14 protein-coding genes and 1 pseudogene are annotated in these 17,808 nt (G+C 68.5%); 2 read left to right on the top strand and 13 right to left on the bottom strand.

The annotated features are described in order from the left end of the window. Positions 1 to 70: 70 nt before the first annotated feature. A complete protein-coding gene (locus B0F77_RS07005) occupies positions 71 to 3,169 on the bottom strand; it encodes a M14 family metallopeptidase (protein ID WP_086661950.1) in 3,099 nt (1,032 codons plus the stop codon). A 147-nt stretch (positions 3,170 to 3,316) separates the two neighbouring features. Here B0F77_RS07005 and B0F77_RS07000 point away from each other — a divergent pair, with 147 nt between their 5' ends. Next, positions 3,317 to 4,558: an MFS transporter gene (locus B0F77_RS07000; protein ID WP_086661949.1), complete on the top strand. Its 1,242-nt coding sequence runs from the start codon at positions 3,317 to 3,319 to the stop codon at positions 4,556 to 4,558. On the opposite strand, the gene B0F77_RS06995 is transcribed toward B0F77_RS07000, so the two are convergent. The 4 genes from B0F77_RS06995 to B0F77_RS06980 all read right to left on the bottom strand — a co-directional run bounded on the left by B0F77_RS06995 (position 4,548) and on the right by B0F77_RS06980 (position 10,773). Continuing rightward, on the bottom strand, positions 4,548 to 5,279 hold the full coding sequence (locus tag B0F77_RS06995) for a hypothetical protein (RefSeq protein ID WP_086661948.1): 732 nt from the start codon (positions 5,277 to 5,279) through the stop codon (positions 4,548 to 4,550). The genes B0F77_RS07000 and B0F77_RS06995 overlap by 11 nt on opposite strands. 6 nt (positions 5,280 to 5,285) lie before the next feature. Further along, positions 5,286 to 5,633, bottom strand: a complete 348-nt coding sequence (locus tag B0F77_RS06990; RefSeq protein WP_086661947.1) for a hypothetical protein — start codon at positions 5,631 to 5,633, stop codon at positions 5,286 to 5,288. 1 nt (position 5,634) lies between these two features. Continuing rightward, positions 5,635 to 6,237 carry a hypothetical protein gene (locus B0F77_RS06985; protein WP_086661946.1) on the bottom strand — a complete coding sequence of 201 codons (603 nt, stop codon included), beginning with the start codon at positions 6,235 to 6,237 and terminating at the stop codon, positions 5,635 to 5,637. Positions 6,238 to 6,303: 66 nt separating this feature from the next. Further along, positions 6,304 to 10,773 carry a P-loop NTPase fold protein gene (locus B0F77_RS06980; protein WP_143466607.1) on the bottom strand — a complete coding sequence of 1,490 codons (4,470 nt, stop codon included), beginning with the start codon at positions 10,771 to 10,773 and terminating at the stop codon, positions 6,304 to 6,306. A gap of 51 nt (positions 10,774 to 10,824) precedes the next feature. Between B0F77_RS06980 and B0F77_RS06975 the strand changes: the two genes are divergently transcribed. Next, a complete protein-coding gene (locus tag B0F77_RS06975; protein WP_086661944.1) occupies positions 10,825 to 11,625 on the top strand; it encodes an SDR family NAD(P)-dependent oxidoreductase in 801 nt (266 codons plus the stop codon). Here the strand turns inward: B0F77_RS06975 and B0F77_RS49660 are convergent. From B0F77_RS49660 to B0F77_RS06940, 8 genes and pseudogenes are all read right to left on the bottom strand, one after another. After that, the gene (locus tag B0F77_RS49660; protein ID WP_245847878.1) at positions 11,622 to 12,044 is read right to left on the bottom strand and encodes a carbohydrate-binding protein; all 423 of its coding nucleotides are present in this window, start codon (positions 12,042 to 12,044) and stop codon (positions 11,622 to 11,624) included. The two genes, B0F77_RS06975 and B0F77_RS49660, sit on opposite strands and share 4 nt — an antisense overlap. Further along, positions 12,036 to 13,844 (bottom strand): annotated as a pseudogene (locus B0F77_RS06970) (glycoside hydrolase family 3 protein); the annotation flags it as partial. The pseudogene B0F77_RS06970 and the gene B0F77_RS49660, both read right to left, overlap by 9 nt. 133 nt (positions 13,845 to 13,977) lie before the next feature. Further along, positions 13,978 to 14,520, bottom strand: a complete 543-nt coding sequence (locus B0F77_RS06965) for an SMI1/KNR4 family protein (protein WP_086661943.1) — start codon at positions 14,518 to 14,520, stop codon at positions 13,978 to 13,980. A gap of 17 nt (positions 14,521 to 14,537) precedes the next feature. After that, a complete protein-coding gene (locus B0F77_RS06960) occupies positions 14,538 to 14,789 on the bottom strand; it encodes a response regulator transcription factor (RefSeq protein WP_211293699.1) in 252 nt (83 codons plus the stop codon). 35 nt (positions 14,790 to 14,824) lie between these two features. Then, a complete protein-coding gene (locus B0F77_RS06955; protein WP_086661942.1) occupies positions 14,825 to 16,087 on the bottom strand; it encodes an amidohydrolase family protein in 1,263 nt (420 codons plus the stop codon). 77 nt (positions 16,088 to 16,164) lie between these two features. Beyond that, positions 16,165 to 16,521: a 5-carboxymethyl-2-hydroxymuconate Delta-isomerase gene (locus B0F77_RS06950; RefSeq protein WP_086661941.1), complete on the bottom strand. Its 357-nt coding sequence runs from the start codon at positions 16,519 to 16,521 to the stop codon at positions 16,165 to 16,167. 4 nt (positions 16,522 to 16,525) lie between these two features. Continuing rightward, on the bottom strand, positions 16,526 to 16,909 hold the full coding sequence (locus B0F77_RS06945) for a hypothetical protein (protein WP_086661940.1): 384 nt from the start codon (positions 16,907 to 16,909) through the stop codon (positions 16,526 to 16,528). 65 nt (positions 16,910 to 16,974) lie between these two features. Further along, the gene (locus tag B0F77_RS06940) at positions 16,975 to 17,736 is read right to left on the bottom strand and encodes an SDR family oxidoreductase (protein ID WP_086661939.1); all 762 of its coding nucleotides are present in this window, start codon (positions 17,734 to 17,736) and stop codon (positions 16,975 to 16,977) included. Positions 17,737 to 17,808: the final 72 nt, after the last annotated feature.

Here is a 17,808-nt window from a genome sequence, read left to right as displayed (position 1 = left end):
AGGCCTGCTCAGGACGTTCTGCGTGGTACGAACGGGCGGCGCGGTCCGGCAGACCGCGCCGCCCAGCTGATCAGCTGCCGAGCAGGTAGTCGATCGATCTGTCCATCACCGTGTTGCGGGTGGCCGCGTCGGAGATGCCTTCGAGGCCGAACCCGAAGTACAGGGTGTCGGCGGTCCTCACCACGGCGCCCTCCGGGAACCCGGCGGCGGTGGTCCGGATGAAGTTGTTGCTGTTCACCCCGCTGCCCGGCGGCGGGCCGGTGATGGCCCAACCGTCCATACCGGACTCGAACGACGTGCTGCCCTCGCCGGTCGTGACGGCGATGTCGTCGACGAACACGCCCAGCCCCTGCGTGGCCCAGTCACTGGCGTAGGCGATGGAGATCTCGACCTGGCTGTTCGCGTAGGCGGACAGGTCGACGTTCCACTGCTGCCAGCCGCCGGACGAGCCGGACGCCGCGTTCCAGGAGCCGGTCGACCCGGTCGGCGCGCAGGTGCCGTCGGGGTTGATCGTCTGGTAGTGGTCGAGCTGCGGGTGCAGGTCGCGCCAGCCCTCCGGACAGCTGTCCCCGGTCGCGGTCGTCGTGTGCCCGTTGAGGTCGGGCAGCGTCGTCCAGTTGGTGCCGCCGGCCGTGCGGGCCTCGACGAACAGGTGGTCCCACGCGGCCTCGGTGTCGTACGACGTCCAGAACGACATCTGCGCGCCACCCGCTGGAACGTTGATCGTGCGGGTCAGTCGCTTGTACGACACGTCACTGATCTGCGAGTAGACGTAGTAGTCGCCGAAGTGCGGCTTGAACGGGCCGCCGGGGCGATCCCACGCGGCCGCGACATCGCTGGCGAACTGCGGGTACTCGTTCACCGGCAGCAGGCCGCTCGTCGTGATGAACGAGGCGGTGTTGGCCTGGTTGTCGGCGCTGCCGGACCCGTTCAGGGTCAGGGTGACGCCGGTGAGCGGGTTCGCGACGCCGCTGACCGGGAACGTGTCACCGGTGTCCGGGTCCTGGCCCGCTCCGCTGTTGACGACCGCCGCGCCGAACCAGTAGGTGAGGACGTCGTTCACGCCGTCCCCGGAGCCGTCGAGCGGACGGCATCGCAGATCCTTGTCTGGCAATGTGTTGCACGGCTTGTTCTCGAACGGGTCGTAGAGCTGGGTGCCGAGCGCGCCGGTGTACTGGTGCCCGGCGAACTGCCCGGTGTAGAGCACCTTGCCGCCCTCGTTGAGGTAGTCGCGGATCTCCAGCAGTTCGGTCTGCGCGAGGCTGGAGGCGTTACCGGCGCCCCAGCCGGGTTCACGCGTGACGACGTCGTCGCCGGTGTACCAGATGACGGCCTTGTAGTGGCTCAGCACACCGAGCGCGTCGGGTGCCTTGCGGCCGTTGGCATCCACGTCGTACACGTCGTGCGCGACCCCGTTCGCGGCGAGCGCGTCGGTGTAGTACGACAGGTACTGCGGCGCGGTCACACCGGGCTTCGCCGGTGAGACACCGGTGTAGTCCTCGGCGGCCAGCACGAGCACCTTGTCACCGGACTCCGAGACGGCGGTGTAGGTGAAGGAGCCGCTCGTCTGCCCACCGCCTTCGAACCACACCTTGACCTGGTCGCCGGGGTTCGTGCCGGTCACCGTGCCGCGCATGACGTGGTAGTAGTTCGCGTTGCCGGCGCTGTAGCGCTCGCCGCCGGTCCACTCGGACGTCGGCGCGCTCCGCACCGGGCCGGTGCCGATCTGCCACTTGGCGGTGACGGCACCGAGCGACTTCTTCGCCAGCACGCGGACTTCCTGCGGGTCGCCGTACGACACGTCGAAGGTGAAGTCCAACATGGACAGTGGCGTGTTCTCCTGGTCGAGCTCGGTCTGGTCGAGGTAGAACGGCTTGACGCCGATGCCGACGCTCGACTTGGGGTTCGCCGGGTCCGGCGCGGACTTCGCGAGCGACAGCGAGAACGGCAGCGACTTCTGGAACTCGGCCTCGACGAGCGCCTCGTCGTCCGGGAAGACGAAGCCACAGCCGTCGCAGCCCTCGCCGAGCTCAGGCGTGAACGCCACGGTGCCGTTGCGGCTGTCGGCGTAGTCGGTGGTCTCGCCGTTCGTCACGTACAGCTCGTCGGAGCTGATACCGGGGTCGAATCCTGGGATCGCGGGCTTGGCGTCGGTGCCGGCCAGCGCGACGTAGATCGGGTTGTCGGCCTCCGGCGATCCGGTCTGCCAGCCCTGCGGGTAGAGGATGTACGGCCCGTAGGAGTGCCAGTTGGACTGGAACTTCGGCTTGATCCGGTCCAGCAGCCCCTGCATGGCCTTGGTCTCGGGCTCGGACGCCGCGCTCGGTCCGCGGTAGGTCTCGCTGGCGGTCGCGGTGGACGAGCCCTCGTTGTCGTAGTTGAAGTGCTCGTCGAAGTTGCGGTTCGGGTCCACGCCGTCACCGACGGTGATCTGGCCGTTGCCGTCGTTGTCGCGCAGGTTCTTGCGCCACAACCGTTCCGCGTCGAACGTGTACTGGTAGCCATCCGGGTTGGCGACGAGGATGAACCACAGCTCGGTGTTCTTGAGGAGGTTCTTGATCTCGTTGTCGCCGGCCTTGAATCGGTTCACGTAGTGGTTGAGCAGCCTGCGGTTCACCTCGGTGCTGATCCACTCGCGCGCGTGCTGCGTCGACGAGTAGAGCACGGCGGGACGGGCGCCGTCCTTGAGGCCGTTGGCGCCCTGCGTGACCTTCAGCGCGATGATCTCGCGGCCCTGCCCGGTCTTGCCGAGCACCTCGAGCTTGACGAGGTTCTGGTTGTTGCGCGCCAACGTGTACAGCTGGTCGCGGAACCCGCCCGGTTCGTCGTAGGACCGCCACACCGTGAAGCCGTTCGCGGCCTGTTCGGCGGCGAGCTGTCTGGTGGTCTTGCCATCCTTGGTCTTCTTGAGCTGCGCGTCGACGCCGCGTTCGGAGAGTTGTTTCCGCTGGGCGCTGTCGAGCACGAGTTCGACCTCGACCTTGTCGCCGGCCGTTCTGGTGCCGGCGACGTCGAAGCCCTGTCTGGACAGGTCACCGGCCTGCTGAGGGGTCACCTGGGCGACGTAGACGTCGAGGGGGTCCTGGGGCGGGGCGGCCTGGGCGGGCGACGCCGCCGCACCGCCGAGGACGAGAGCCAACGCGGACAGGAGAATCGTGGACCGCTTCATTGCGTTCCTCCGGGGCGTGCGTGGTCGACGCAAGACCAGCCGACGCTACGCCGATCGGGCGTTACTTTGACGAGCCTTTCGGCCCTACCCGTACGGCCCAACGGTGTCAGGTGGTGATCGGATGACCGCACGCCGTATTCTCCGGGAGTGGCGAGCACGGGGGACCTCGACGCAGCCGACCGCGACTTCAGCCGTTACCTGTCGGCACGCGTGTTGTCGGTCGCGGGCGCCGTGGTGTCCGCGGTGGCACTGCCGGTCCTCGTCTACCAGCTGACCGGCTCCGCGGGGTGGACGTCGGCGGTCACGGCCGCGGAAGCGTTGCCGTACCTGGTGTTCGGCCTGCTGGCGGGCGCGCTCGCGGATCGGCTGGACCGCCGGAAGATGATGGTGGCGCTGGACTTCGCCGTCGCCGGGGTGCTGCTCAGCGTTCCGCTGGCGTGGCTGGCCGGTGGCTTGAGCGCCCCGCACGTCGTGCTGGTGGCGTTCGCCACGCAGACGGCGTTCGTGTTCTTCGACGCGGCCAACTTCGGCGCCCTGCCCGCGCTGGTAGGCAAGGACCGGCTGACGGTCGCCTATTCGACGCTCTACGGGCGCACGACCGTCATCGAACTCGTGGTGCCGGGTCTCACCGGTCTGTTGGTGGCGGTCATCGCCCCGGCGGCACTTCTGGCGGTGAACGCGCTGACCGCCGTGGGATCGGCGTTGTTGTTGCGCGGCATCGCCAGCAGCATGGCGAACCCACGCCCGGTGCGCGGCGCCGGCGAGATCGTCGCGGACGTGCGGGAAGGACTGCGCTTCCTCTGGCGCGAACCGATCATCCGCACCCTCACGCTGGTCGGCGCCACGCACTCGGTCGCGATCGGAGGCTGGATGGCCGTGCTCGTGCCGTTCGCCGACCGCGTGCTGGGCGTCGCGCCGCGCGGTGACGTGCGGCTCGCGGCGTTGTTCAGCAGCTGGGGCGTGGGCGCGATCATCGCGTCCAGGGTGCTGCCGACACTGACCGAGCGCTGGGGCGGGGCTCGGCTGGCGCTCGCCGCGTTGCCGTTGTCCGTGCTGGGCGGCCTGTTCGTGCTCATGAGCCCGCACTGGATCGTCACGTGCCTGGCGATCGGGTACTGGGGCGCGGCCAGTTCCGCCGTGGTCATCAACGGGATCACCTACCGCCAGCAGGTGTGCCCGGCGGAACTCCAGTCGCGGGTGAACACCACCGGCCGGATGATCGCGTGGGGCCTCGGCCAGCCACTCGGCGCGGCCCTCGCGGGTGCGTTGTCGGTCGCGGCGGGCGATCCGCGGGCCGGACTCGTGGCCGGTCTGGCGGTGCTGCTGGTGGGCGTCGTGCTGGCGTGGGTGACGCCGGTGCTGCGGCGCGAGACCAAGCTCAGCCGGTGACCGCCTGCGGCCACTGCCCGCCGGGCAGCTTGACGTCGCTCATGAGACTGCTGAGCGTCCGCAGCCGGGCGCAGCCCTCGACGATCCTCTTGGCGCTGTCCGCCATCAGCCCCAGGTACTCCTCGGTGAGGGCGCCGATCCCGCCGGCGAGCTTCTCGATCGCGTTCGGGATCGTCACCACTCCCACCGTCTCGCAGGCGACCTCGACGAACTTCGCCAGGAACTTCGTCGCCATCCTGACCAGGGTGGTCATGTAGCCGACGTTGGCCGTGGCGATGTCCATGAGGAACTTGCTGACCTCGTCGGCCTTGGCCGCCACGACCGCGCTCGCGTCGTTCTGCGCCGTCACCTTGTCCCAGTAGGCGGTGGCGGCCTTGCCCTCCCACTCGTAGGCCAGGTTCGTCTTCGGGTGGTTGAAGCCCACCACGGGGTTCTTCACGTCGCTGATCCAGTTGAACGACTGCACGATCAGCGACGCGACGGGCACGTGGTGGCGCCATGCGGTCTGCGCGAGTGCCTCCAGCTTGCGCAGGCCTTCCCGGACCAGTTCGAGGTATCCGTGGATCCGGTCCATCACGGGAGTGAGCACGTACCGCCACTCGTTGACGTGATGGATGGCGGCGTTGAACTTCTCGGTGCACTTCTGGAGCAGCTCCTCCAGTCCGTCGTAGCTGCGGTCCAGAATGGACGTCATGTCCTCGGTGCTGATGGTGGGCGTCATCGTTCCTCAGGCGTGGTAGAACTTGCCGATGTCGAGCTTGGTCGTGTCCTCGACCCGGTCGTACTCGTCCGCGATGTCGCGCAACGCCTTGTCGACCTGGACGAACTCGGTGTAGGCGCCCTGCAGGGTCTTCTCGATGAAGGCGCGGAAGTCCTCGTAGAAGCGCGACTCGAGATCGGCGTTGGGCACCGACAGCAGGCTGAAGTCCGCGACGGCGAACGCGCTGCGGCTCAACGTCATGCTCTGCACGGCCCGGATCACCGCGAAGGTCCTGTCCGCGCGGTCCTGCCAGAACTTGGCCTCGTCCCTGAGGTTCCGGGTGACGACCTGGTAGCCGGTCTTGCTGGTGCTCATGTCAGTCCCTGTCGTCGAACACGTGCACGGCCTCGAAGTAGTCGTCGTCCGCCTCGTGCGGCCTGGTGGTGCGCGGGCGTTGGGGAGCCGCCGTCCCGAGTCCTGCCTGGACGAACATCTGCAGGATCTCGTCGGACAGCACGGTTTCCGACGGGTTGCGCAGGACGTGCGGATCGGCGGTGATCGCGATCGGGCCGCCCGCGCGCATCCGCAGCGTGAGATAGCCGAGCGGGCTCCGGACCTCCGTGTCGACGAGCCGCGGTGCCTGCCGGGCCGAGCGCAGCACCGCCTCGCGCTCGTCGTCGAGGTCGTCGAGCCACGACTTCATCCTGGCGATCTGCTCCTCCGGCGGCAGTCCGGTGAGGTCCTCCGCAGTCGCCGCGGGACTGCTCGGCGGACTCGCCGGGGTGTTGCCGGTGTCGGCCGCGAGCGCACGCTGCACCGCGGTCACGTAGGTGTTGTACAGCGCGGCAGGGAAGGCCTCCGGCTTGATGTGCTCGGTCCAGTGCGGGCGGATCCGCACGTTCGTCACCAGCCGCGAACGATCGACGGTGATGACGATGAACCCGCTCGGGTCCTGCGCCTCGTGCTTGTCGGATGACACAGGCGGACAGTAACCATCCGTTGCCGGCGCGCGCCCGCACAAGTGGACGGTTGTTCCGCTGGGTGGTCAGAGATCCAGCGTGCGGAACGAATAACGGGCGACGACGTGCGCCCACCGCCGGTACTCGATGGCGTCGTTCGTGGTCCCGGTGGCCTTGATGATCTCGGCGACCTTGGCCTCGAGCCCCGACGGGACAGCCCTGCGACGATTCCTCGTGCCGTCCCGCCGAGGCGTGCCGTGCCGGCGGATGAGCGCGGTGAAGGTCGGCGGCAGCGAGCGGTCGCCGACCAGGTCCCGCATCAGCGCGGTCGCCTCCTCCGGCTCACCCAGCAGCACGCCGAGCAGCAGCAACACCGCCCGATGCCCGTCCTCGCGCAACGCGGCCAGGTCGGCCTCGGACAGCGCGGCCCGCAACAACCGGTAGGTGTTGATCAGGCGCTTGGCCGACCGCGGTGTCTCGATGAACGGCCGCACCGCGACGATCATGGCCCGCTCCGCCTCGGTGAGCCGCAGCGCGCTCGCCGAGAGGTCCACCACGGGCTTGCGGTTGTGGATGACCCAGGTTCTGATCTCGCCTTCCTTGTTGCCCGTGGCGAGCCTGCCGCCGTCGGACGAGAAGGCGATGGAGGTGATCTCTCCGGTGGCCGGCACCTCGACGCGCAGCGTACGGGTGGCGCAGTCCCACACCGACACCTTGCCGCCGCCGACGGTCGCGATCACGCCGCCCGGACCGAACCGCAGGAACGTCACGCCCTCCGCGACCTGCTCCGTGGTCGCATCGCTGTCGGTCAGGCCGCGGAGGTGCAGCCTTCGTTCCGAGTCGAGCACCGCCATCCACTGCTCGGCCGGATCGATCAGCGCCGTGGTGGCTCGGCTCGGGATCTCGACATTGACGAAGAGTTGCTCGGTGCGCCTGTCGATCACTCGGACGTTTCGCTCGGCGCCCCCGTCGATCTGCCACGAACGCGAGAGTGCGAGCGGCCGCATTCGCTCTTCTGCCAGCCGCTCGCCCGAGTCGGCCGACAGATTCCACAGGTACTGGCCGGGATGTTGGGCGGTCGCCAGGATCGCCTCGCCTGTTTGTGGCGAGACGACCCCGTTGACGAATTTCCCCGTCGCCGGCTTGACCTCGCGGCGCTCCTTGGTCTCCGTGTCGATGAGCACCGCGCCGGACGGACCGAGCCACAGCAACAGCTTGCCCTGGGTAGGAATCACGGCGGACGGTGTCTCGTTCTCGACCAGCGTTTCGGTGTCTTCGTGCGGATCCGCGTCCAGCAGAGATCGACGGGTGAAGACTCCGGTCGAGGCAACGGATTCCAGCATCGCGGAGTTGAACCGCAGGTGCATGATCCGTCCGCCGTCGCGATAGGTCCTGACCTCGCGGGCGACGATCGCCGGGGGAGCGGACCGCCGCGGCGCCGACGCCTGGACGGGCTCGACCTGCCGTGGTTCTTCGTCCACAGTGGCCTGTTCGGTGGCCACGGCCTGGTCCGACGCCACCACCTCGACCGGCTGTTGCTCGACTTCGAGCTGGCCGACGTTGGCGCTGATCAGGTCGGCGTACCCGGTGGGCGACATCCGCCGCAGGCACTGGGAGATCTGGAAGATCTTCTCCAGGTAGTTCTGCGGTGTGGAGGCCGTGCGCGGGTCCTCCTGGCCTTCCTTCTCGCGGAGGAACATGTCGAGCGACCGCAACAGCCACCGCGAGTCCACCCCGACGACCACCACGAACAACGGGAACGCCAGCAGCAGATGGATGGCCTGCAACACCTCCACCACCCGCTTCGGCGGGCACCGGTCGAGGTCGTCGATGTAGAGCACGATCCGTTCGAGATCAGCCGACCGTCCCCGGGTGCTCGTGGCGGTGAGGCGCCGGCTCATCTCCTCGAGGTCGCGCCGCAGGGTCGCGACCATGCCCTCGTGCCGCCGGTAGTGGTCGGCCTCCTTGCGTTCGAGGGCGAACGCGCTGATGCTGTTGCCCTGGCGCAACGCCTGGATGCGGCTGTCCAGCCCGAGGATCTCCTGGTCGATCTCGACCATGCGTTGCTTCAACGTGTCCCGGCGCGCCTCCACCGGCGCCCGCAGCCGTTCGTCGACGCTGTCCACCAGCTCCTTGACCCGCCCGACCGCCCGCGCCGCCTTGTCCAGGTACGGCTTGACGAACGTGAGCGCCCCCAACCCGTAGAGCACGTAGGAGGCGATGGTCGCGGTGAGCGCGGCACGGGAGTCTCCGAGCACCGCACCGATGATCGGCGGCGCCGCGACGGCCAGCACGACTCCCAGCACGATCAGCACCCTCAACGGCCACTTCGTCCGCTTGAACAGGTACACCAGGTTCCGCCACAGTGTTCCGGTTGTCTCCGCGACCTCGCGCAGGTCGGTCTGGGCGCGCTTGCTCTCGGGAACTCCCAGCGCGGTCAACGCCTTGTCGACCTGCTTCGCCGCGTCCCCCGCGACCTCGCGGACCGTCTCGGTCGTGAGCACGTCGCGAACGCCGATAGGCGTCTCCTGCTGCAACTTCTCGTTGGCGTCGTCGAGCAGGTCACGCGTCTGCCGGCGCTTGCGCACGAGGTCGTCGCGCAGCCGCCGCACCGACGGCAGGTCCGCCAGCACGGTGGACGTCTCGGACGCGGCGAGCCGATCGAAGATCGTGGCGGCCAGACTCGCCCACAGATCGACGTCGATGTAGTGCCAGGCGTTGAACTCGATCTGGCAGACATGCGCGCACAACGCCGACTCGCGCCCCTCCAGCCCCGCGGTCTGCGACTCAGCGGCCAGCAGCTCGATGCGGTCGCGCATCTTGTTCATGAAGAACGACTTGCCGGTGCCCCAGTCGCCGAACAGGCCGATCGACAGCGGTGGCTTGATCTCCTTGGCCAGCACGAGGTCGCACAACGTGTTGACCTCGCCCGTGATGCCCAGCTGGTCCACCCCGGTAGCGACGTCCGCGACAAACCCCGCATAGCTCCTGGGCGCGGACGGTGGGGTGGTGGACTCCAGCGGCACGGTCCGGATCCCGTTGTCCGTGGCGGCCACCACCGCGGGTCCCTGTGCGGACTCGTACACCGCGACCGACCAGATCACCCCGGCGCCGAGGTCGATCGAGTGAGGGACGTTTCCAGCGATCAGGTCGACGACCGCGATCTCGCCGCTGTCCCCACCCACGATGGCGGTCCGGCCGTCGTCAACCAGTGCCACGGTTCTCAGCGCGCCGGAGTTGCCGGGTATGGCCGTGATGAGTTGTTTGGTCACGCGGTTCCACATGAGCAGCGAGCCGTTGTCCTGGGCGCACAGCAGCGACGGCCGACCGACGGCTCCGGCCGCGAGGCTGTGGATCGCCCCGGCGACCTTGTTTCGCCATACCTCCGCACCAGTGTTGACGTCGTACATCACCAGCACACCGTCGCTTGTGCCGCAGGCAACCGCCGGCCGATCGTCATCGGTGAACGAAACCGTGTTAACCGCGCCTGCTCCTGGCGCGAGCACATGAAGCAACCTGATCGTGGGACTCAGCTCGTACACCCGCACCGTCAAGTCGTCACTGGCAGATGCCGCGAGAACTCGGCCAGACGTGGTCGTCACGGCGACGCTGTTGACCTGTGCGTCGTGCGGGTCCAGTTGCGCCGCTACAGAGAGCTCAGGCCACGAGCGCATCGTTACGCTGCCATCGATACCGCCGCACAGCATCACGTTTCTGTCCGGAATGCCCGCCACCGCCAGGACCGCGGACGTGACCGAGTGGTCGATGGGTACACCGTCCACATTGCACAGAACGATTCCGTTGGTGACGCCGACCGCGAAGATCGGTCCACTGTCCCGTTGAAGCACTGACACCGACCACGCACGCTCACCGTGGAACGGCTGTGCCGGTGCGAAGTGAGGATTCGGGAAGAACGAGAGATCGCTGGTAGGGATTTCCGCGGACCATCGGACGGGGACTGAACGGCTGCGACTCATCCTCAGGTCGATCGCATCTATCACCTGGCGCAACGGAATGTTGGCTGCGCTGGGGTTCAGACCGGTCGCATCGTCAGCGAACAGGTCGAGGACGTCTGCCATCGCTGAGGTGAAGTCGCCGTGGAACGTCCTTCGCTCCTCGGTCGCGCCCATCACCCACGAAAGTGGATCCGGCAGTTCCGGGGCGGGGGCGGCAGTCCCGTCCACTGCGAGGTCCAGCGTGAGCAGCACTTCGACATGATCCGATGTCGCACCATGCCGGAACCAGTCTTGGAGGGAGGTGAGGGCTGGTCGTCCGTCCGCGCCGACCATCCAGGCCCGGCCCTCCGGCTGGACTGTGGCATGCCCGAGCAGGTGAATGATCAAGACATCGCCGGGGTCGGTGGCCGAGATCGTCTCCAGCACCGTATGTTCGATCTGGCGGGCGGTGAGGTTCACCAGCGTCCGGCACTCGTACCCGAACCGCTCAAGCGCTGCGGCCAGCCGTCCGATCCGCTCCGCTGCGAACGGCAGGGCGACGTACTCCTCGCTCGCGTACTCCGCGCCCGCGAACAGCACCGCCAGTCGTCTTCCAGCCACGACGAGGAATCGATCGCCCGCACCCAGACGTTACCTGGTAGCGTCGGATAAGTGGATAGGAAATCCGATTACCTCGCGGATCAGACCGGCCGCACCGCCATCGTGACCGGCGCCGGCAGCGGCCTGGGCCTGGTCGTAGCCGCCGGACTGGCCGAACTCGGCGCCCAGGTGATCATGGCCGTCCGCAACCCGGCGAAGGTGAACGTCGACTTTCCCGCCGAGGTGCGCCAACTCGACCTGATGGACCTCGACTCGGTGCGCAGGTTCGCCGCCGGAATGGACGAGGTCGACCTCCTGGTCAACAACGCGGGCATTGCCGGACAACCACACGTCCTCAGCCCGCAAGGCCACGAAAGCCACTTCGCCACCAACCACCTCGGCCACTTCGCGCTCACCCGACTGCTGCTCCCAAAGCTGGACCGGGTGGTGACCGTCTCGTCGTACATGTACAAGTACGGCCAGTTCGGCGTCACCAGGAAGCGTTACTCGCACACCCGCGCGTATGCCGACTCGAAGTTGGCCAATGTCCTTTTCGGACTGGAACTGCATCGCCGCGCCCAGCACGTCGGCAGCTACCTGGCCCACCCCGGCATGGCCAGAACTTCCATGCAGGCCAAGAACAGTTCGCGCCTCCAGGCGGTCGTCGGCACGGCCATGAGCCGGATCCTCGGCCGCTCGGCCGAGGAGGGCGCCCGGCCGATCCTGTACGCGGCGACGGCGAAAGAGGCACCGCCCGCGACCCTGATCGGACCAGGTCGCGGCGCGGTGCCCAGAGCGGAGAAGCTGCATCCGGTGGTGACCGAGGAAGCCGCCGAAGCGCTGTGGGAGTTCTCCGAGCGAGTGATCGGCTAGCGACCGAACTGGAACCAGTTCACGTTCGCCAGGTCACCGCCCGTGCCCCCGGTCGCCACGAGGCACAGCCGGTGCACGCCGGTCGCGCCCGACGCCGCCGCAGTACGACTCGTCCACGTCTGCCATCCGCCGGTGCTCGCCGCGGACACCGTCGCGACAAGGGGACCGGTCGGGCTGTCCAGCCGGTACTGCAACGTCCCACCCGCGGTCGACCCGGACGCCAGCCGCGTGGTCACCGAGGTCGGTGGCGTGGCGCCGAAGTCGACGTCCGCGTAGGCCACGTAGTCGCCGGGCGTCAGGTAGCCGACGTTCTGGCCGCAACCCGAGTCCGTGCACCGCTCGACCTGTGTGCCGCGTTGTTCGTCGTAGTAGGAGGCGCCGATCAGCGCGTAGGCGTTCTGGGTGGCGGGGAACTGCAAGCCGGTGCCGTAGGCGAACAGCGGTGCTTTGCCGTCACCGACGTTGATCGGCTGCTGCGAGGCGCTCTGCATCCACGTGAACGGCAGCGTGCCTGTCGGTTTGTAGTCGCCGAACAGGACGTCCGCGACGCCGTTGCCCTCGGTGCCCGGCAGCCAGGCCGCCACCAGAGCGTGCCAGCCCGGGAGCTGGGCGGCGATGTCCAGTGGTCGTCCGGACACGAGCACCACCACGACCGGGACGCCGGACGCGCGCAACGTGTTCAGGGTCGCGAGGTCCTCGGCGTCCAGACCCATGCCGCCGGGTTTGTCGCCGTTGCCCTCGGCGTACGGGGTTTCGCCGATCACGGCGACCGCGGCCTGGTAGGTGCCGTCGATGCCCGTGCCGTTGCGGTGGTAGGTGACGGTGGTCGAGGACGACACGGCCGAGCGGATGCCTTGCAGCACCGTGGTTCCCGGCGTCACCGGTCCGCTGCCGCCCTGCCAGGAGATGGTCCAGCCGCCGCTCTGGTAGCCGATGTTGTCCGCGCTCTTGCCCGCCACGAAGAGCTTCGAGGAGGTCTTCGGCAACGGCAGCACGCCGTTCTGGTTCTTCAGCAGCACCTGCGACTTGCGCACGGCCTCACGCGCGACCGCGCGGTGCGCGGCGTTGCCGACCGAAGGCGTGTAGGAGCGGTCGGTCAGCGGCTTCTCGAACAGGCCCAGCTCGAACTTCTTGGTCAGGATGCGGCGGTTGGCGTCGTCGATGCGTGACATCGGCACCCGGCCCGCCTGCACCTCGGCCTTGAGCAGCGTGATGAACGAGCGCCACTCGGTCGGCACCATGATCATGTCCAGGCCGGCGTTGACGGACGCGCGCACCTCGGCAGCGGTGAAGCCCGGTTGGCCGTCGATCTGGTCGATGGCGTTCCAGTCCGACACGACCAGGCCGCCGAAGCCCAGCTCGTTCTTCAGCACGTCGGTGATCAGGTACTTGTGGCCGTGCAGTTTGGTGCCGTTCCAGCTGCTGTAGCTGATCATCACCGAGCCGACGCCGCGCGCGACCGCCTCGCGGAACGGGGGCAGGTGGATGGACCGCAGTTCGGCTTCGGTGAGTTGGGTGTTGCCCTGGTCGTCGCCGTCGGTCGTGCCGCCGTCGCCGATGTAGTGCTTGGCGGTCGCGAGCACCGAGCCCGCGTCGGACAGGCGAGTGCCCTGCAGGCCGGTGATCAGCGTCGTCATCGACGTAGCGTTCTCCGGCGTCTCACCGAACGATTCGTAGGTGCGGCCCCAACGATCGTTGCGCGCGACGCACAGGCACGGCGCGAAGTCCCAGTCGATGCCGGTGCCCGACACCTCCTCCGCGGTGGCGCGGCCGATCCGTTGCACCAGCGCCGGGTCACGGGTGGCGCCGAGGCCGATGTTGTGCGGGAAGATCGTGGCGCCGACGACGTTGTTGTGCCCGTGCACGGCATCCACGCCGTAGATCATGGGAATGCCCAGCGGCGTGACCAGTGCCGCCTGCTGGAAGTTGTCGTACATGTTCGCCCACGACGTGGCGTTGTTGGGCGACGGCGCGGAACCGCCGCCGGACAGCAGCGAGCCGATCCGGAAGTTGGTCAGGTCGGCGTTGCTCACCGCGGTGCGCTCGGCCTGCGTCATCTGCCCGACCTTGTCGTCGAGCGACATCCGGCCGAGCAGGTCCGCGACGCGGGTGGGTATCGGTTGCGTCGGGTCCCGGTAGATCGGGTCGGCCGCGGCGGCGGAACCGGTGGGGACGACGGCGGCACTGAGCAGAAGTGCGGCCGCCAGCAGCTTTCTCATGAGGGGCAGGCCTCCGGAGGACGAGGTCCTGTTTGCCTTGCGGCACAACAGGTTCATTCCAGCGTAGACGGCACCTCCAAAGTGGTATAGACCACCGGCGAACCGGAACGCGGACCGGTTCGCCGGACAGGCGTCAACGGCACCAGGACTGAACGGTCTCGGCGAAGTCCGGGAACTCCGCCCGCGCCGCCCCCAGCACGTCGGCCGGCGTGCGCGGCTCGATCCCCGAGTACTTCGAAGCGACGGCCCGCAGCTCCTCGTGCGCGACTCCGCTGTCCGCCCCGAACTCGACGGCCTCCTGCGGCCCGACCCCGCCGGCCAGCAGCCACAGGAACTCCCCGAGGCTCGACGCGACGACGCCGACCTCGCCCTCGGAACCGAAGAACGCCACCGGCTGCGCGGTCAGCGGTCCCGGCCGCACCAGCCACAACGCGGCCAGCCCGCCGGTGCCGTCCTGCCCGAACACCCGGAACTCGGCGCCGTCGAGCTCCTTGTTGCCGGTCCAGGACCGGATCCAGTCGGTCGTGTCCTCGGCGGAGTCGAACTCGTCGTAGGGCTCGTAGTCGATGTTGGTCGGCGCCGGCTCCTCGGTCTTCTCGTCGTAGTCCCAGGGAAAGTCGATGCCGCTGAGCGCGGCCAGCGCGGCGGGGAAGGCGCGGTCGTCAGTGATTTCCACGCGGGCAAGCTACCTGCTCAGCTTCGACGGTGTGACTGGACCGGACTCATAGGCGATCGTGACCGCCTGCTGGTGAGCGCGAGCTTGGTCGTGGTGCGGTTGACGTGGGTCTTCATCGTGGCCTCGCTGATCGTCAGCGCGGTGGCGATCTCGGCGTTGGACCTGCCGGTGGCCACCAGCCGGAGGATCTCGAGCTCCCGGGGCGTGAGCTCGCGCAGGCTCGGCTGGGTTTCCTTGAGCAGGAACGGCCATCGCCGCCCAGGGGGCATGACGGGAGGAACGATGGGCGATCGGTCTCGCGGGATCAGACGGTGATGCCCGCGCCGGCCGCGATCCGGTCCCGTGACTCCAGCAGCCGGGCCTGCAGGGCGGGCAGGTCCACGCCCACCAGCGCGCCGTCGCGCTTGACCACGCGACCACCGACGAGCACGGTGTCGACCAGGCCAGGATGCCCGGCGGCCACGATCGTGCCGGCAGGGTTGTTGAACGGGAACACGCTCGGATCGTCCTTGCGCAGCAGGACGATGTCCGCGACCTTGCCCGGCGCGAGGCTGCCCGCGTTGAGACCGCACGCTTTCGCGCCGTCGATGGTGGCGAACTCCAGAAGGTCGCGGGAGTTCAGGCCACCGTCGAGCCCGCGCTGCACGACGAACGCGGTCCGCATGGTCGCGAACATGTCGCCGCCGGCCGATGGGCAGTCGTCGATCGAGAACGTCGGACGCAGGCCCGCGGCCAGCATCCGGCCGGTCATCGGCCAGCCGAAGCCCATCTTCAGCTCGACGTCCGGGCTGACCGACACCGAGGCTCCGGCGTCGGCGAGCATCCGCAGCTCGTCGTCGCTGATCCCGTTGGCGTGCACGACAGTCAGGGTGTCCCGCAGCAGACCCGCGGCGTGCATCTCGGCGACCGGCCGGCTCGTCCCGTCGGACACGAAGTGCACGCTGGAGCGCAGCCCGAGCTCGTCCGCCAGCTTGAGGTCGGCCACACAAGTGTCCATTGTGGTCATCTGGTGTCCGCGCAGCCCGAACGCCATGGTGACCAGGCCGTCGGAGGAGAGTTCGTCGCGGACCCGCCGGATCTCGTTCTCGACCGAGCCGTCGGTGACCATGAATCCGGCCGCGTAACAGAAGATCGATCGGCCGGGTGCGTCTTTCAGGCCGGCGATGGCGGCGTCGGCGTGCCCAGGGCTGTCGGCGCAGTGGAACCAGTCGAGCACCGTCGTGATGCCGGAGTGCAACGCCTCCAGCCGCCCGAGCAGGTTGCCGAGATAAACGTCCTCGGGACGGTAGTGCGGCCTGATCTCGCCGTGCATGGCCGCCATGTACTCGGGGAACGTCCAGTCCGCGCCGACGCCGCGCATCGCGGTCTGCCAGGTGTGCCGATGGGTGTCGACGAAACCGGGCAGGACGACCCGGCCGGCCGCGTCGATCACCTCGGCGTCCGGCGCGTCGATCCGCTCGGCGACCTCCGTGATCACCCCGTCGGTGATCAGCACGTCGCCGCGGGCGAGATCGCCGACCGCGGCGTCCATGCTGATCACGGTGCCGCCGGTTACCAGAGTCCTCATCGGTGAGCTCCTCCGCGAAGTGGTTCTGCTACTTCCACTCAACGCGGCGAACTCGTCCGTGACGAGCTTTGTTCCGTTCAGACCACGACTTTCTGGTACTGGTCGCGATCCAGGTCGTACACCTCGAGCGTCACCTGGACCGTCAGCCCCTCGACCGGCTTGAGGTGTTCCCGCGCGAGCCCGATGCTCACCCGGCCGACCTCCTGCTTGAGCTCGACCGGCCGCCCCGACAGCAGCCCGATCCGGATGTGGATCATCGCCGCCGGCGAGCCGTCGCCGATCACGCTCTCCTCGATCTGCCGCGTCCGCGTCTTGAACGCGGCGACGTCCGAGCTGACCAGCGGGGACAGGGTCTGGTGCAGGGCGAGGGCGAAGGCGCGGCGGTCGAACGCCTCGCTCACTTCGGCGGAGTACTCGACGGTGATCTGTGGCATGAGCTCACGCTACCGAGGCCCTGCCGGGAGAGCGGCGCGCGGTGAGCGAGGTCGCGAGCAGGCCCGCCAGGCCGGCCCACCCGGCGAGCACCGCCGTCCAGGTCGGTTCCCAGTTCGTCTGCCCCAGCCGCAACGCCCAGCTGACCCCGAACAGCACCAGCACCAGGGCGATCCCGAGATCGCGTCCGGGTGAGCGCGCGGCCGGCTCGGCGAAGATCCGGTCGAGCCAGTCGGTGGCCGCCACCGCGATGCCCAGCAGCAGGCCCGCGGCGATCAGGTGCCACGCGGCGGCGGCGATCAGGGCGTTGCCGGTGAGCAGGTGCAGCAGGTCGAGCCCGGCCGCGGTGGCGAGCAGGGCGAGCGGCAGGACGACGAGACGGCGCGGCATGGTGTTCCTTCCCCGAAAGCTGGGGAACAGGTACCCGCCGCTGTCACGTCCTCACACCTCGGATTTCACTTGCCGTGCGGGTCGGTGTCGTTGATCGCCGCGACGACCTGGTCGTAGTCACCGCGGGCCTCGCCGTAGCGCAGGAACTTCACCCGCTCGACCTGGATCTCCCGCACGTCGGGCTGGGTCTCGACGATGTTCATGACCTCGGCGACGTACTCGTCGAGCGGCATGGCGTGCTCGTTGTCGGCCTGGCCGGGCAGGAGGTCGGTCTGCACCGACGGCGGTTCGAGCTCGACGACGCGCACGGACGTGTCGGCCAGTTGCAGGCGCAGCGTCTCGCTGAGCATGTGGATCGCGGCCTTGGAGGCGTTGTAGCTCGGCGTCACCTTCAACGGCGCGAAGGCGAGACCCGAGGAGACGGTCATGATCGTGGCCTCCGGGCGGGACTGGAAGTGCTCGACGAACGCCGCGATCAGGCGGATCGGGCCCAGGACGTTGGTCGTGATGATGCTCTCCGCCGACTCGAGGAACGCCGGGCTGTGCCAGTCCTCCACCCGCATGACGCCCGCCATGGTGATCAGCACGTTCAACGCTGGGAAGCGGGAGATGACGTCCTTGGCCGCGGCCTGGACGCTGTCGGCGTCGGTCGTGTCGATGCGGACGGTCTCGACGCCGGGGTGCTCGGCGGCGATCCTGTCGAGCAGTTCGGTGCGCCGGCCGCCGACGATCACGGTGTTGCCGCGCTCGCGCAGGGCGAGGGCGAGCGCCAGGCCGATGCCGCTGGTGGCGCCGGGGATGAAGACGGTGTTTCCGGTGATGTCCATGCACCGAGCTTCTGGCAGCGGCGGACCTCGCGGCAGAGATCCGTTGTCGGGGGATCGGCGATCCCTGGTTCG

The organism is Lentzea kentuckyensis (assembly GCF_002150765.1).
Taxonomy (GTDB): Bacteria; Actinomycetota; Actinomycetes; order Mycobacteriales; family Pseudonocardiaceae; genus Lentzea; species Lentzea kentuckyensis.
Note: the sequence above shows the minus strand (reverse complement) of the source record. Positions and strands in the feature narration are given on the sequence as shown.